This window comes from Leptospira weilii serovar Ranarum str. ICFT (assembly GCF_000332415.1).
Classification (GTDB): Bacteria; Spirochaetota; Leptospiria; order Leptospirales; family Leptospiraceae; genus Leptospira; species Leptospira weilii_A.
Genome location: NZ_AOHC02000050.1, coordinates 1 through 15,612, shown reverse-complemented (window position 1 = coordinate 15,612; position 15,612 = coordinate 1). Strand labels below are relative to the sequence as shown.

The 15,612-nt window shown below is 43.5% G+C and carries 13 protein-coding genes; 8 read left to right on the top strand and 5 right to left on the bottom strand.

Going from position 1 to position 15,612, the window contains the following annotated elements; all coding sequences use genetic code 11:
* Positions 1-134: 134 nt before the first annotated feature.
* Positions 135-878, bottom strand: coding sequence for a class I SAM-dependent DNA methyltransferase (locus tag LEP1GSC060_RS16120; protein WP_003008532.1), 744 nt, complete (start codon positions 876-878; stop codon positions 135-137).
* 59 nt (positions 879-937) lie between these two features.
* On the opposite strand from LEP1GSC060_RS16120, the gene LEP1GSC060_RS16115 reads away from it, so the two are divergent.
* The 4 genes from LEP1GSC060_RS16115 (at position 938) to LEP1GSC060_RS16100 (ending at position 5,736) form a co-directional block, all read left to right on the top strand.
* Positions 938-2,146 carry a hypothetical protein gene (locus LEP1GSC060_RS16115; protein WP_003008508.1) on the top strand — a complete coding sequence of 403 codons (1,209 nt, stop codon included), beginning with the start codon at positions 938-940 and terminating at the stop codon, positions 2,144-2,146.
* Positions 2,137-2,649, top strand: a complete 513-nt coding sequence (locus LEP1GSC060_RS16110; RefSeq protein ID WP_036096860.1) for a chemotaxis protein CheX — start codon at positions 2,137-2,139, stop codon at positions 2,647-2,649. The genes LEP1GSC060_RS16115 and LEP1GSC060_RS16110 overlap by 10 nt, the downstream gene beginning before the upstream one ends.
* Before the next feature lie 151 nt (positions 2,650-2,800).
* Positions 2,801-3,838, top strand: coding sequence for an alpha/beta hydrolase family protein (locus LEP1GSC060_RS16105; RefSeq protein ID WP_036096857.1), 1,038 nt, complete (start codon positions 2,801-2,803; stop codon positions 3,836-3,838).
* 398 nt (positions 3,839-4,236) lie between these two features.
* Positions 4,237-5,736, top strand: a complete 1,500-nt coding sequence (locus tag LEP1GSC060_RS16100) for a DUF342 domain-containing protein (protein ID WP_036096855.1) — start codon at positions 4,237-4,239, stop codon at positions 5,734-5,736.
* A 125-nt stretch (positions 5,737-5,861) separates the two neighbouring features.
* On the opposite strand, the gene mtnA is transcribed toward LEP1GSC060_RS16100, so the two are convergent.
* Positions 5,862-6,941, bottom strand: a complete 1,080-nt coding sequence (mtnA, locus tag LEP1GSC060_RS16095; RefSeq protein ID WP_003008397.1) for an S-methyl-5-thioribose-1-phosphate isomerase — start codon at positions 6,939-6,941, stop codon at positions 5,862-5,864.
* 163 nt (positions 6,942-7,104) lie between these two features.
* Here mtnA and LEP1GSC060_RS16090 point away from each other — a divergent pair, with 163 nt between their 5' ends.
* Together LEP1GSC060_RS16090 and LEP1GSC060_RS16085 are read left to right on the top strand one after the other, a co-directional pair.
* Positions 7,105-8,076, top strand: a complete 972-nt coding sequence (locus tag LEP1GSC060_RS16090; protein WP_003008352.1) for a rhomboid family intramembrane serine protease — start codon at positions 7,105-7,107, stop codon at positions 8,074-8,076.
* 351 nt (positions 8,077-8,427) lie between these two features.
* A complete protein-coding gene (locus LEP1GSC060_RS16085) occupies positions 8,428-8,892 on the top strand; it encodes an LIC11177 family protein (protein ID WP_036096878.1) in 465 nt (154 codons plus the stop codon).
* 176 nt (positions 8,893-9,068) lie between these two features.
* Here LEP1GSC060_RS16085 and LEP1GSC060_RS16080 read toward each other — a convergent pair whose 3' ends face one another.
* Together LEP1GSC060_RS16080 and LEP1GSC060_RS16075 are read right to left on the bottom strand one after the other, a co-directional pair.
* Positions 9,069-10,061, bottom strand: coding sequence for an HpcH/HpaI aldolase/citrate lyase family protein (locus LEP1GSC060_RS16080; RefSeq protein WP_003008363.1), 993 nt, complete (start codon positions 10,059-10,061; stop codon positions 9,069-9,071).
* A 102-nt stretch (positions 10,062-10,163) separates the two neighbouring features.
* On the bottom strand, positions 10,164-11,099 hold the full coding sequence (locus LEP1GSC060_RS16075; protein WP_003008536.1) for an ornithine carbamoyltransferase: 936 nt from the start codon (positions 11,097-11,099) through the stop codon (positions 10,164-10,166).
* A 199-nt stretch (positions 11,100-11,298) separates the two neighbouring features.
* On the opposite strand from LEP1GSC060_RS16075, the gene LEP1GSC060_RS16070 reads away from it, so the two are divergent.
* Positions 11,299-12,906 (top strand): peptide chain release factor 3, encoded by a 1,608-nt coding sequence (locus LEP1GSC060_RS16070; RefSeq protein WP_003008417.1) that lies wholly within the window; start codon positions 11,299-11,301, stop codon positions 12,904-12,906.
* A gap of 176 nt (positions 12,907-13,082) precedes the next feature.
* Here the strand turns inward: LEP1GSC060_RS16070 and srpA are convergent, their stop codons facing one another.
* Positions 13,083-14,354, bottom strand: a complete 1,272-nt coding sequence (gene srpA, locus LEP1GSC060_RS16065; protein ID WP_003008523.1) for a sigma factor sigX-regulated lipoprotein SrpA — start codon at positions 14,352-14,354, stop codon at positions 13,083-13,085.
* A gap of 588 nt (positions 14,355-14,942) precedes the next feature.
* Between srpA and LEP1GSC060_RS16060 the strand changes: the two genes are divergently transcribed.
* Positions 14,943-15,612 (top strand): histidine kinase dimerization/phosphoacceptor domain -containing protein (locus LEP1GSC060_RS16060; RefSeq protein ID WP_003008528.1); only part of this gene is annotated, 670 nt, incomplete at its 3' end.

Genomic DNA, 15,612 nt, shown 5'->3' with positions numbered 1-15,612 from the left:
CACAACCAATTCAAAAAATCAAGTAAATGCTAAAAATCGTTTTTAACCTCGATAGTATGCGGTTCTATCCGTTTGATTTTAATTTGCCGATCTAAAAGAGGGAGTTTGTAGAAGTCCCCTAAAATCGTTTTGAATTACGCGCCCTTTTTTTTCAGGACTAGAATCATTCTTCCGGCCGAATTCTTAAATTTGGTTTCGTTAAAACCCGAATACACTTGTATGATTTCGAATTTATGTCTGAGGATCATCTTTTCGATTTCGGGAAGATAGAAAACGCGCATAACGTGTTTGTCTCGAATTTCCCTCGTATCGATTTGATAGATATAATTCACTTCCACCATCGTGGAGGTATCGGCCCTGACCAAACGGAAACCCCTGTTTCTTTGAATCGTAGTGTTTTGGGATTTGATTTGAGCGACGGGAGTGATCGGTTTTCTTTTGATCGTTCGCAGAGGTTCCGCGTTCCAGATTTCGAGAATCGCGAGGCCCGCGGGTTTCAGATTTTGTTCGATGTGATCGAGAGTCGCATCGATCTCCTCGTTCGTTAAGAGATAGTTAAACGAACCGAAAAGGCTGACGACACAGTCGAGAAGAACTCCGGATTGATACGATTGCATCGGCGACACGTCGAACTTGCAATGGGAATATCTTTTTTTGGCCACGTCGATCATTCTCGACGAAGAATCGATTCCCTTGGGTCTATAACCGAGCGACTGAAAGTGACGAACGTGTTCTCCCGTACCGCAGCCCATATCCAGGACGGTCATGATCCTATGTTTTCGAAAAAGGCGATCCAAAAACTTGGTTTCGGAATCGATCTTGCGCGCGGGCTTTTCGATGTCGAAATAGAATTCTGCCAGTTCGTTGTATAACTTCATAAAAATTGGTTTAGAGGTCTTGGAATTTGCCCGTTAAGTATATTAACGGCAGTCCGCTTATGAAAATCCAATATTTCGGAATCATTTTCTTTTTTTTTAATTGTACGTTCGACGTTTTGGAAAAACAGACGAACCTCAACAAAAATCTTCTAACCGGAGACACTTTGGTTTTCGGGGGAATATCGATTTCACTTTTGTTTTTGTTCGGTTTGATTCTCAAGGAAAGCGCTCAAAAATCTTCGAATCGTCGTACTACGAACCGACTTCCGGAAATCGATTCGAACTCTCGGACGGAAATTACAAATAGGCCGATACAAACATTCGATAGTACGATCCCAACTCCGATCTTGCCAATTCAATCCGAAGATAAGAAAAACGAAAACTCGACGTTTGCAAATGTAGACGATCCTCCCGGAGAAACCAGTACGGAACGAAGTTTTTCTTCTGCCGCATCCAAGGCGAATCAAACTCAGATTCGTACGATTTGGAGGAGAGAGGTCCCCGCACATCCGGAGCTGATTCAGGCGCACGGAAAATTTTTGGAGCGACTCGGTTCCCGGTTGAGTGCGGCCGAAATCTACTTTTTAAGCGGGGAAGTTTCTCTGCTTTTGGCTTCCCGTAAGGGAAAGGTGTTTCATATCCCCGAATCTCCGGAAGAAAATACTCCGACCGAAAAAAGTTTAAGGGAAATCGGAGAGGGGAGAATCGCATTCGCCGATACTTCCGTTTTGATTCCGCTTTCCACGGGAGTTCGACCTTTCGGTTATATTAAGATATCGTTAAACGAATGGGAACTTTTGAATCCGAGAGAGTTCCAATCTTGGAAGGAAGAATACGAGGAGCAGGTTTCGATACAATTCGAATCTTCCGATCCGGAAACCGGATTCGGAAATTTACACGCGTTCGAATTGGATAAAATACGGGTTCATGAGAGTATTCTAATCTTTGCAAGTGTTCGGACCGAATCTCCATATCCTTACGTGCTGAAATGGATGTCGCTCTGGACGTCCAAAATACTCCGCAAGCAGGTCCGTTTTTATAGAATTCGAAAAGACAGGGTCGCGTTTTTCGTTTTTCCGGAAGAATGGGAACGTTTCAGCAAAAACTTAAAGGAACTCGTCGAATCCCTGCAAAAGGAAAGTCATCCCGCCGATCTCAACTTGGGCTTGTCCGTCTTGGAAGGAAACAGGGAAGAATGGTCGACTAACGCAAGAAAGGCGCTCGGATTGTCCGTCGAAGAAGGCCCGAATCGGTATATCTGTCTGTGAGTATCGATCCCTTACTCGACGAAAAATTCATTCTTACGATCTCGCAGATCTTTCCGGAGTATCTGGACAAAACTCTGAACGTAACCGCGGTCAGGGAAGCCTTTGGTCCGTCCAAAAACGAAGGTCTTTGTTACGAAAACTGTACTATGGTGGAATTCAAAGGAGAGATCGAAGGAAAATTATTTCTTGCGATGGACGGTTATACGAAATTAAAACTGCTTCCTTTGGTTGCAAAATCCTTTCACATCGATCCCACGGTAAGAGCGGACGCGCCTTCGATTTTGATGGAGTTTGCCAATCAGATCTGCGGTTTGTTGATTTCGGAAATAAAACTCGGGAGATTTGAAACCGATCTTTTACCGCCCGAAATGCTGAATCATAAATTGATACCGATCGATCTGGAAACGTACAGACAATACATCCTGATCTACTTTTTAAAAGACTCGAAAGCGAAACAATACTTGGGAAGAATCTATCTCATTTTACTTATGAAAAAGTTTTAGAAATTTCTACGTTATTCGAAGTTAAAGAACGATCTGAACGTAGAAAAAATTGCGGATCCCGAAGACGATTCGTACGATGTCCGGCGTAAAAATCACATCGGGCTAAAAAAATTGTGGAGATTTTTACCGGAATTTAAAAACTGCAACGCCGATGCACCTATTGCGGGGATTCCCCTTTTTGATCGATTACTCCGGCCTGAAAACTCCCAAACAAGCGCGCATAACGGAAACAAGTTTGGATCTGCCGAACTCGGTTTCCTTAAGAACGAAGATCTTGGAAAATCCGACCGACTCTCTCTCACCCCTGATCTATCTGCAACACGGGATGAGTTTTAAAGGAATCGACGACATGAGAATTCTCGCGTTGGGAAATCAACTAGCAAACCGTGGATTTCGGGTATATCTTCCCGAACTTCCGGAAGTAAAGGGACTCCTCGTTCGTTCGGAGACGATCGCCAATATCCGTTCCGCGTTTCTTAAGATTTACGCTTTGGAAAAACGTCCTCTGTCCTATCTTTCCGCGAGTTTTTCGGCGGGAATGGGTTTTGTCGCATTAGCAAATCCGGAATGCCAAAGGGTTTTGACCTCCGCACTTTTGATCGGAAGTTATTCGAATTTCGGCGATACGTTTCCGTTCGTATTAAAAAATTACGAGATCGAAAGTTACGCCGTGAACGTGATGATGTACAATTACGTTCATGTAATTCGTTCTGAGGTCGAGGGTTTAAAGGAATACTTTTTTGAATCGGCTCTGGACAACGGACTTTCCAGAGAGGGGGACGCAGTTCGGGGACCGAAAATACTTTCCCTTTTAAGCGAGGACGATAAGACTTTTGTAAAAAAGTTTTTGGAGAGTTCCGATTTTAGAACGGAAACCGCGTTCGAAATCAAAAAAGCCGTTGCGGACGCGGATGCGTTCGTGAAAGAGACTTCTCCCTCGTCTTTTGCGGATCGTTTTTTCAAACCTTGTTTTTTGCTCCACGGGGACGACGACCCAGTCATTTCCCCGCAGGAATCCAAGGATTTAAGGGATTTAATTCTGAAGAATGGAAATCAAAACGTTTCTTTTCTCGAAACCGGCCTTCTGACTCACGGAGATCATCGTCCTTTTTATTCCAGTCTGACTGAAATTTTTCCCATGGCGAAGTTCTGGGGGGAATATCTTTTTTCCGCGAGCCGTCCTTTTTGAGTGTGGGTTTTTGGGGCGTTTTTCGTCCCATCCTAAGTTGATCGAACTGAACTTTGATTTTTTGTTTTTTCGCCAAGATTTTCGTTCTCGAAAGTTCGGAGGCGCAAAGATTTTAGAAAAAATTTCAGAACGAAGTTTGTTGTGTAATTCGAGTGAGTGAGATTCATTTTTTTATTTTATGGTATGTCCCAAGCCGGAAATTTTCTACGAGAAAAGACTTAAGAATGGAAAAGCCCGTGGTTTTTTGGGAAGAGTTTTTAGGATTTGTTGTAATATATGTAAAAAATAAGTTTCATTTCAATGGAATCCTATATACTACATTTTAATTTCTTTTCTTACTCCGACTGGATTGGGAGATAGAAAAGAATCTTAGTTTATGACTAAAAGATTGAAAGATCATGAATGCGACCAATAAACCTATGAATACACCAACGCCAGAATCTCAAATATCTCCCGTTTCCGTAGATTCCGCGATCACCATTGCGGTCTCTCCGGATCAACTGACGGCAACGATGACCGTCAGACCTTACAATCTGAAAGGGGAAACCATATCCAACGATAAACTTTGGAGTATCGTTCTTGATTGGGGAATCCACAGGGAACGAATGTTAATCGATGAGATCCGAAGAGTTTTGGCCTTACTCGAAGAAGCGGCCAAAAAGGGGGATTTTACTCCGATCAAAGTAGAGATCGCAAAAGGTGCGGCTCCGATTCCCGGAGAAAACGGATGGGTTCGTTTTTATCATCCGATGGCAAAACGGGTCAAATTGCTCGAAGACGGTAGAGCCGATTTCAGAAACATAGATCGTTATATCAACGTTAAAGTCGGCGAAAAACTCGCCACAAAGTTCGAAGGAATCCCCGGAACACCCGGTTTTGACGTATTCGGAAACATCATTCCCGCGCCCGCGATCAAAAAACCTAAACTTGTAATCGGTAATAACATCGAGGAAAGGGCGGGCCTTGAGGAAGGAAAAAAACTTCAGGAATATTTCGCTTCCACCAACGGAGTGATCTTCGTTACCGATGTTTCCATCACCGTATCCCCGGAACTTCATATCGCGGGTAACGTGGGACTTTCCACGGGAAACATTCAGTTTGACGGAAACGTTATCGTTCGAGGAGATATCGAACCCGGTTCCGTTGTGGAATGTACGGGGGCTCTTGTCGTCTACGGAAACTTGGAAAGTAATACGGTTAAGGTCGGACAGGATTTGATCGTTCACGGCGGGATCAAGGGTTCCGGTACGGAAATCATTCAAGTGACGGGAAGGATTCAGGCGAAGTTTATTGAAAACACATTTCTGGAAACGGAGGGAGATATCATCGTAGAAGGAGCGATTCTGAATTCTACGATCGATACTTTGGGTTCGATCATTTTAAACGGATCGAACGGCAACCTCGTTTCGAGCAAGGTTAGAACCAACGAAGGAATTTCAGTCGTTTCCTTAGGATCGAGCGCGGAATTGGACGTTATGGTCGAACTCGGATTTCATTTTAAGAACGATCGTTCCTTTCAAGATATCAGCAAAAAGATTCAGATGGGCGAGAAAGAAATGGAGAAAATTCTCCCTAAGATCCAACAGATCAAACACATGGTTCAACGTTCCAGAGGAAATCTTCCCGAAGATAAAAAGGCCGCTTTTAAAACGGTATTCGAAGACTATAACAAAAAATTAAAGATTTTGAATATGCTAAAATTCAAACAGGACAGTTTGAAAAGCGCGCGTTTTAATCCGGGCGCCGTAAGGCTCGCGGTTCAAAAAGGCGCGTTTCCCGGCGCGGTGATTCATTACAGAAGACAGATCGAGAAGATCACTAAATTCCAATCTTCCTTTATGATGGTTTTTGAACCGGGGCAAGAGAAAGCGATGATGGTCGCGTTACAGACGAAGTAAGTTCTGTTGAAATTGAAATTTGTCCTACTAACAGCCCACGTAAAATAAGGAACTCAACGCGCTCCGGGAAACTAAAACGTCTCTTCTATTGGCGTTCGACGGATCGTTTCCGAAACCCGCCCGTGTTAACCGAAAACTTTCTTTAGATTCTCTTCGTTAACGGGAGAAACGATTCCTCTTTCGGTAATGATTCCGGTGATGAGGGAGGCGGGTGTCACGTCGAAGGAAGGATTGAGGGCTTTCATTCCGTCGGGTGCGATGTTTAACAATGGTTTTCCTTCCGCGTCTTTTAAAAATCCGAACGAAGTGACTTCTTCTTCTTTTCTCATTTCGATCGGAATATGACTTCCGTCCGGAATTCTAAAATCCATACTTTTTGCCGTGGCGGCCACGTAAAAAGGAACTCCGTGATGTTTGGCGACGATAGCCAAAGGATAGGTTCCGATCTTATTGGCCGTATCTCCGTTGGAAGCGATTCGATCCGCGCCTACGATAACCGCGTGGATTTTTCGGGAGGCCATGACCCAACCGGCCATATTGTCCGTGATGAGATAGGAAGGGATTCCTTCTTCTTTCAGTTCCCAGGCGGTTAGGCGAGCTCCTTGCAGATAGGGCCTGGTTTCGTCCGCAAAAACCGTAAGAGAATGTCCCGCGTCTCGGAGGGATCGTATAACGCCTAACGCAGTTCCGTGCCCCGCGGTGGCGAGCGCTCCGGTATTGCAGTGAGTGATGATGTTCAAGGAAGATGGGGATTTCGGAAAGAGTGAGAGCGCATTTTTAGAAAGGGTCAAATTGTTTTCTAAATCTTCTTCGAGCATAAAAAGTGCGAATTCTTCCGCGCCTTTTTGCATCTTTTGTAAACTAAAGGAGGAATAATCCGATTCCGGAAAACGGGAGGAAAATTCCTCGATCGCAAGCTTCAGATTGACCGCGGTGGGTCTGGATTCTAAAAGTTTGTCTAATTTTATTTTGAGTTCGGAGAAAGTCGGTTTGGAAGATAGACCGTTCAAGTACAAGGCGATTCCAAAGGCGCCGGTGATCGCAATCGCGGGAGCCCCTCGAACGACCATTTCGCGGATCGCAAAAATACAGTCTTCCATCGTTTTTGCGGTCAGGTAGGAAGTGGTTCCGGGAAGAACTCTTTGATCCAGAAGGATCAGTTCTTGGTTGGTCCAAAGAATTGGTTTTAATACGGATTCACGCATTTTTTTCTTTCTCAGTCTAAAGGTTGAGGTCCGATTTTTCGATTTAAAGAATGTGATTGAAAAATCATTCTCCTTCTCCCGGAGAATGTAGGAAACCCGGGGCGATTTTTTGCCCCGGCTTAGCCTGCTTGACTCTCTAACCACAGTTCGTATTCTATCCAATATGGCAAAAAGAAAAAACCGAAACGGAATGTCTCTTTTCGGTCGTTCTATCTTTCATCCGATCAATCTATTTTTAATCGCAAACGTTCTCATTTATATTCTTCAGCTTTTTGCCGGCGGGACCGGAATTTTGGAATATTACTTCGCGTTAACTCCTTCCCGAGTTTTTCACGGATACTACTGGCAAATTTTTTCATACGGATTTTTACACGAGGCGTACGGTACTCCGTTCATACATTTGTTCTTCAACATGTACGTGTTCGTGATGTTCGGAGGTTTGATTTGTAAATACATTCCCGCATGGAAGTTTACGATCGTTTATGTCGCGGCGATCTTAACGGGAGGAATCACCGTTTTACTCGCTCCTATGTTCGTTCAAATATTAGGAATTCATTATCCTATGGATCTCTTTCATACCACAACTCTCGGCGCGAGCGGAGGAGTGACCGGAATTCTCGTTTTGTTCGGAATTTTATTTCCGGAAACGGAAGTGTTCCTTATCTTCTTTAGAATGAAGGCGCGTTATGCGGCTTGGATTTTTGTGGGGGGAGGTTTTGTCGCGGACTTTATTTCGGTTTATTATTTCCATTCTCCCTTTGTAGTGAGCAATTCCTGTCATCTCGGAGGAGCGATCGGAGCTACTATAGCCGCTCCTTGGATTTTGAAAGACAATTTCCTCGATTTCGGAAATATCTTTCCTAAAAAAAAGATCCAAGAAAATTCACCGCCGCAGACTCGCTCTCTGGAGGAGGATTTGGATTCGGAGACTCGAAAGAATTTAGAATTGTTAAGCGAACTGGCTCGGCAAACTTCCTATTCCGATCGGGAAACGATTCTGACTCCTTTACAACAAAAGAACGTAAATTTATGTCCTCCGCCCACCTTTCAACCCGAGGATTCTTTTTGTTTGCGCTGCGAATGGCTGCCCAACTGCGCCTTAAGAAAACTTCGGACGGATCAAAAATCGGATTGAACGAACCCATTCAATTTTTTCCAACGTAACCTTTTCGTAGATATACGAAGTGTCCTATTAAGATCGTGAGGACTCGCATCTAACTACGGATCGCAAAAATTAGAAAATAAATTTTTGACACAAACGAAACACAACGTTCGATAGTTTCTCGGATTTTTTTAGAATTCAAATTGAAAGATATTTTTTTCCTGGAAAATTCGTCTTATAGCTATTAGTGATTGTCGGGAGGGCTATGTCTTCCGATAAGAAAATAAGAACCTGTCCCGAAAACTTGCGGCTGATCGTTCTGATAAAGTAAAATTGAGTTTTGAGACGTGCTATAAACGTATAATTTAAAGATAGGGTGTGATCGTGAGTAAGAATAAAAAAAGCGCTTTATTTGATATTTTAAAACGCGAAAAACTCGAGAAGTTGAAAAAAAAGAATTCTCCGGCCAAACTTTCGGAACCGAACGAAAAAACTCAAATCTCTCCTTCGGAGACAACTTCCGAAAAATCTTCAGCGGAAAAAAAAGAATCTCAGGGTTCGAAAATTTATAAGGCGATCGAAGACGTTAAATTGGATATTCGATATTATTTTTTACAAGACGAATACTTGGAAAAATTAGCCGCGATTTACGTTAAAAACGAGGGTCCGTTGGACAAACTGGGTATCGAACCGAAAAAGTATCTGGACTACGCAAGAGAAAGTTTCGATCGATACAAACAACTCGATAAAAAAATGCCCCTGGAACCTATGAATAAAAAATCCTGGGATCACGTTGAGAAGAGTTTAAACGAATTGATTTCAAAACTTTTGGAAAAGTTCGTTAAGTAAAAAAACTTCGCATTCGTTTGATTCGGTTCTTCTTTCCTAGTGTGAAATTTCTTTTTAGAGTTTCCCTATTCGTTCTCGATTGTTATTTCAAAGTCCGCGAATCCCGTAAAAAAGCCGCAATCACTTGCGGCTTTTATAATTTAGAAAATTCTAAAATAGAAAAATAGAATTCCAACTCAGTTGAAAAATCTTTTGTTCGCTTCGTCCGAAATGGAGATTCCGGTCAATTTAGCCTTTTGGATAATTTCCCAGAAGTATCTGTAAGTCGCGCGGTCGTGAAGATCGCCCGCATACTGAATCGGTCCCCATTCCGCGTTTTGCGCTTGGATGAGAATTTCCGCGGCGGTTTGAACCTCGCTGTAATCCGGAGCCATCGCGTCCAGGATCGCTTGGATCTGAGTCGGATAGATGGACCACATTCTTAAAAAACCGAAATCGTCATGGGCGCGTTTTGCGTCCTTATAAGTTTGATACTGATTTTTCAAATCGAGTGTAACGTTGTGCGCAGGTATCACTCCGTTTGCAAGAGCGGCCGCCACGAGATTCGCTTTTCCTCTTCTCAAAAGTTCGTGATCGAACTGACCGGGGCTTTTCATACAAGAAGCAGGAATCGCTCCGTGGTGTCCCGAGATGAAATCCATTAAACCGAAATCAAGAACCTGCAACCAAGGAAGGGCCGCGATCTTTTCGATTTCTTGAAGGGCTCCGTTGGTTTCGATCAAAACGTGAATCGGAATTTCCCTTTTGATTCCCGCTTTCTGAACCGCTTTTTGAATGTAAGCGATCATTTCTTCGACCTGAGCCGCGCGGGTCGGTTTTGGAATGGTGATGTATGCGATTTTTTCTCCGGCGCCGGGAACGATGATGTCTACGTCTTGTTTCCAAAACGCGTTCGTGTAGTCGTGGATTCGGACCCCGCTCATCTTGTGTTTGTTGAGTTCGCCGTTTTGAAGACGAACGATCAGTTCCGCGTGTTCTTTTTCTTTTCCGGTTTGTGCTCCGTCTTCGCAGTCCATCGTGATGTCGAAAAGACCGCCGAGTTTGTTTTGGAGTTCGAGCGCTTTTGTAATCAGCTTTTCGGAACCTGCAAAATGCTCGCAGGCAGGAATGATAGGGAAGGGCTTTTCTCCTTCGAAGAGCGCCTCTCTCGGATGAGTCAATTTAGACATAGAGATACCTTTAATTCTGATTTCGAGCCTGCAAGTGAGGTGAAAAGGCTCTAAATACAGGTTTCGAAAACGCGGGCCTCTGTAAACCGATTTTCAGAAGGATCAAGCTTCGAGAAGTTTGAGAATGACCGCTTTCTGAGCGTCCAGACGATTCTCCGCTTGTTGAAATATGATGGATCGTGGACTCAAGACGACGTCTCTTGTGATTTCATAACCGGCGTGGATCGGCATATCGTGCATGACCTTTGCGTTTGTTTTTTCCATCAAAGACGAATTGATCTGATAAGGCATCATGAGTTCCATTCTTTGTTTTTTCTTATCGGCGTAAGAAGGATCGTTGAAAAATTCCATATCCAACCAAGTGTCCGTGTAGACGTAGTCCGCGTCTTTGACCGCCTTTTCCAAGTTCTGTTCCCAAGTGAGAGTTCCTTTTGTTTTCGCTCTTTCGACGGTGGGCTCGTCGATGTTTTCTTTTTCGGCAATCGGAGTTACAAGAGTGAGACGAACTCCGAGCGCGGCACAGATCCCGATGAGGGAATTGACTACGTTGTTATGAACTCCTATATAAGTCAGCTTTACTTGACTTAGAGGACGTTCGGGTTTGTCGAGTGCGATCGTCATGATGTCCGCGAGAGATTGGCAAGGGTGAAACATGTTATCGCATCCGTTGATCACCGGAACCTGAGAACCGTTTTTCATTGCGAGTAGGTCCTCGTGCTTTTTCAAACGAGCCATGATGACGGAAACGTTTCTGGAAAGATATCTCGCTTCCAGATCGATATCGGAAAGTTGAAAGTTAGACGCCATCCAATCCAGATAAATTCCGTGTCCTCCCATTTCGGTCATCGCAACCTCGAAGGAGACCCTGGTTCTTGTGGAAGTTTTCTGAAAGAGCATCGCTAAAGTGCGACCGCTTAGGTGACCGGCGTAGTTCACTCGATTTTTCTTTACGTGAATCGCAAAGTTGAGTAGATCCAGAATCTCGGAATCCGACCAATCTTCCCAGGATATCAGATGTTTTACATTACTTTCGATCATAATAACTTATGTACAGAAAACAAAATCGAAGTCGTTTCGTAAATGAAAAAGGCTAAAAAAACGAGGTAAACTCCGACCAAACGGAATGGCCCATAGGCAATAAGATTTGAGTTACTTCATAAACTCGATCGCCTCGTCGAGTTTAATTGCTGACAGTCGACTTTGCAAAGAAAATCTGGAAAGAGCGCGGAGCCAAGTAATGAGCGAGACAGTGGAACCAAAACCGAATCAATCCATCGAAGAGGAAACTCGAAGAAGGAGAACCTTCGCGATCATCGCTCACCCGGATGCGGGAAAAACCACTCTTACGGAAAAACTCCTTTTATACGGAGGTGCGATCCAACTCGCCGGAGCCGTTAAGGCCCGTAAAAACCGGAAGGCCGCCACTTCCGATTGGATGGAGATGGAAAAAGAAAAAGGAATCTCCATCACTTCCGCGGCGCTTCAGTTCGAATACAACGGATACGTTCTCAATCTATTGGATACTCCCGGTCACGAAGATTTTTCGGAAGATACGTATCGCACTTTGATCGCAGCCGATACGGCGGTGATGGTGCTCGACGCAGGTAAGGGAGTGGAACCTCAGACGATCAAGTTGTTCAAGGTTTGTAGAGATCGCGGAATTCCGATCGTAACCTTTATCAACAAAATGGATCGGCCTACAAAAAATCTTTTTGTTCTTTTGGACGAGATAGAAAAGGTGCTCGGGATCTCCGCGGTGCCTATGGTATGGCCGATCGGAACCGGCGTGGATTTCAGCGGAGTGTATTCCCGCAAAGATAAGAAAATTCTAACATACGATAAAACTCCCGGAGGGAGTCAGAAGTCCTCTTTTCAAACTTCGGGTATAAACGATCCGGAACTCGATTTTCAATTTGAGGATTGGGTTATCAAATCCTTTCGAGAAGAATTGGAACTCGTAGAAGGTGGAATTTCAGAATTCAGTAAAGAAAACTTTTTGGATTCCAAAATCACTCCGGTCTTCTTCGGTTCTGCGGTGAACAACTTCGGGATTCAATTGTTCTTAGACGAATTCATCAAAATCGCACCTCCGCCTTTATTCTTTCCTTTGAAAGACGGATCTCGTTTGGATCCGATCCGTACGCCGTTCAGCGGTTTTATCTTTAAGGTTCAAGCGAACATGAATCGTCAACACAGAGACCGAATCGCGTTCTTAAGAGTGACTTCCGGTAAGTTTGAAAGAGGGCTTAACGTGCTTCACGGAAGATTGGGAAAATCCGTTAAACTTTCCTCTTCCTTTGCTTTTTTCGGTCAGGATAGAAACACGGTCGATGAAGCGTATCCGGGAGATATCATCGGACTCGTAAATCCGGGAACGTACGCGATCGGTGATATCCTTGCGTCTTCCAAGATTCCGGATTTGAAAGGTCTTCCCGTATTTGCGCCGGAACTTTTTGCTACGATCTCTTCTTCCGATACCGCGAGTATGAAAAGTTTTCGAAAAGGAATCGATCAACTTGCGGAGGAAGGAATTCTTCATTTGTTTTCTTCTCAGACAATCGGGGGAGGGCTTCCCATCATAGGCGCGATGGGACAACTTCAGTTTGAAGTTTTTAAAAGAAGACTTTTGGACGAATACAACGCACCTTCCACGGTTACGGTTCTTCCGTATGTGATTTCCTGTTGGATCGGCCGGGAGGATTTGGCGAAGGTTCCTTCATCCGCCAACTTGGTTACCGATCGCGGCGGTAGGGCGGCGCTTCTCTTTGATACGGAGTGGGACAAAGGTTATTTTCAAAAGAAGAATCCGGATATAACCCTTTTAGATTATCCTCCGGTCGTATAACGAAATTTTCAGACGAAGAAAAAAGTCCTTGAGATAGTAAGAATCGGATTCTTTTCGGAGTCGTATATTTTGTATTTGCACCAGATGTCTTTGAGGCGAAGCGACCGCTCATTAGGAGTCACTTCGCCTTTTTTTTATCCGGATTCTATTTCCGTTTTTCTAATGTTTTGGTTCTTTCATTTCGTTTCACCGAGGATCGTAGGCAAATGAAAGATCACGTTTCTTCTCGAGGTCGTTGTTAGGTTATCCTCTCCGCTCGTTGCGTTCGGTCTGTCGGCCGCATTCAATTGAGGAGAAAAAACGTTGTCCGCATCGCTCGAATCCCAGAAAAGCACCCTGTCCACGGAAACGTTGAAAAGGAGATTTCCTTTTTCCCCTTTGGTATTGTTCAAGTCCACAACGAGAATGTACGGATCGTCTTTTTTCAAAGAGTTGGCGGAAGTCGGTAATTTGAATTTCAACTTCTGGGAACTGTTTGTATAAGCAACTCCGGAAAAATTTTCGGCCGGATTTAAAGAATTGAATCCGAACGCCGCGTTGGTGCTGATAGCGTCCGGCATTTTTAAAAGCGAACCGCTGGAAGCATCCACAAAGGATCCAAAAAACGCATAAGATCTAATCTCGTCTTGTGGAAGAAATTCCGGAAACATAAGACTCGGAGAAGTTATAAACGATGGGGGAGCGCCGTACTCGAATATGACCGGTGAAACGTCTCCTCTTTCCTCAAAAGCGGCGCCTTCCATTCCGGGGAGCATGGGGGGAGTCGGTTTGTTCAGAATCAGATCCACGTAGCGGTATGCGTTTTCGGGAAGATCGGTCGGATTAAAATAATATCGAAAGGCTCTGATGACCAGTCCGATTCGATCGTAGTCGTCCTTTTCATTCTGTGGGATTTGGGTTATCGATAGAGCCGTCGGCCTCGTGCCGCCGAGTCCGGTTATACTTATTCTGGTAAATGCAGTACATACGCCGCTACCGAACGGGCCGCTCAGATTGAAGGAAACAAAATTAGCATTTTGTAAAGTTTCACTTCCTCTGGCAGGTCCGCCTTTTTCCGCGGACTTATAGGCGACGACTTGACAAACTTGGATTTCGGCGGCTTGCGGAGTTACAAACTTATCGTTAAATCCGTCTCCCACTCCATCCCCGTAGTTTTGCGGATTGTCTCCGGCTAAGTCCGTTAAGAACGCGGATCCTTGTCCGAGCGTCTCAGGAAGCGTCAAAAAACGAGAAGAATCTTCGGTTCTTGCCGCGAGCAAATTTGCCGTATTCGAAAAACTGAATTCCGCCGTCCCTATCGGGCCGCCCGATAAAAGCGCAGCCATCAGCAAAAGCTCGTTATTGTCGTCTTTTTCTTTTTTACAACTCGTAACTAAGAATAATGTTGCAACTGCGAAAGCCGTAATTGTCAACATTCCTCTCTGCAATTGGTTTTTATTTTGTTTCATCGTGTAAACCTCCAATGAAATATCAGTGGAAATATAGAAAGGTTTTTGAACGAGTGAGCCATATTTATCGAAAAAAAACCGAGTTATAGGATCGACCGGTTGTTTTTTTGATTTTACTTCAAAGATTTTTATTAACGTTGGAAAGGTTGTTATACGGCAAAATGAGCTGGTTTGAGAAAGATGTTGGAAAAAAGGAAACGTTGGAATTAAGAATCAATCAAAAGTCATTTAGGAATTGAAGCATAATGTTGCGACCGCAGGAGCAACAACTTTAGTTCAAGCGAACGCACTCGAGTTTCTGATTTGCCTAAAATTTCTTAGGCCGAATTCACGTTATTTAAAACCGAGAACTTAAAAAATTTCCCAAGTTTCCTTTTGTCGACGTCGTAAACCTCGCATGGAATCCTCGTTTTTGTTTCGAAATAGAAGTCGAATAATTCATAGCGACTTTTACGAAACGCGATACACTACACTATATTATATTTCTACTGACTTGAAATTCGCCTCAATAAGAGTTAAAATTTTAGAATTGTGAATGAGTTTTTTAGAGCGGTATAATTTCGGAAAGAATTGATTTTTTAGGAAAGTATGATTTTAAAAAGATTTCAACGCATCTACGCGCAAGAACCGTTTATCCTAAGAGTGAGAGCTTTATACTTGCTTTTTTTTAACGCGGTAGTTTTTACTTTGGCCAGCCTATCATTCACTTTTTTTTTCTACGAGAAAGAAGAGACTTATCGTCCTAGTTTTATACTATTCATATTTGCATCATTCATTTCAATTCTGTTGCTTTGGTTGGGAGAATACAAAAAAGCGTTAGTTGTCACGTTGCTTTCGGTCGTGATCGGGGTTAGTTGGGCTTTGCTTTTCGGAAATCCGGTCGGAAACGTTCTATCCAGTCTTTTCATTTTTGTTCTTTTATTTTTACTATTCACGAATATTCGAACTACGATTTTCGTTGCTTCATTTTCGTTTATTTTAATGATTCTGTTTTTTTACAAACTCAACATGAGAAATATGTTAAACAGCGTTTTTGTCATGGATTCCGTAATCGGTTTTTTAATTTTTACGGTGATCGCGATTCTCACGGTCAATCTTTTGAATTCTTACATTAAGGAAAAGGACGAGCTGATCAAGGAAATCCATCACAGGGTGAGGAATAATCTTCAAGTTCTGAGCGGGCTCGCGGATCTACATCGCGACGACAAATCGGATTCTCAAAGGGTATTATTCGAATTTCAGAATCGAATTCTCATAC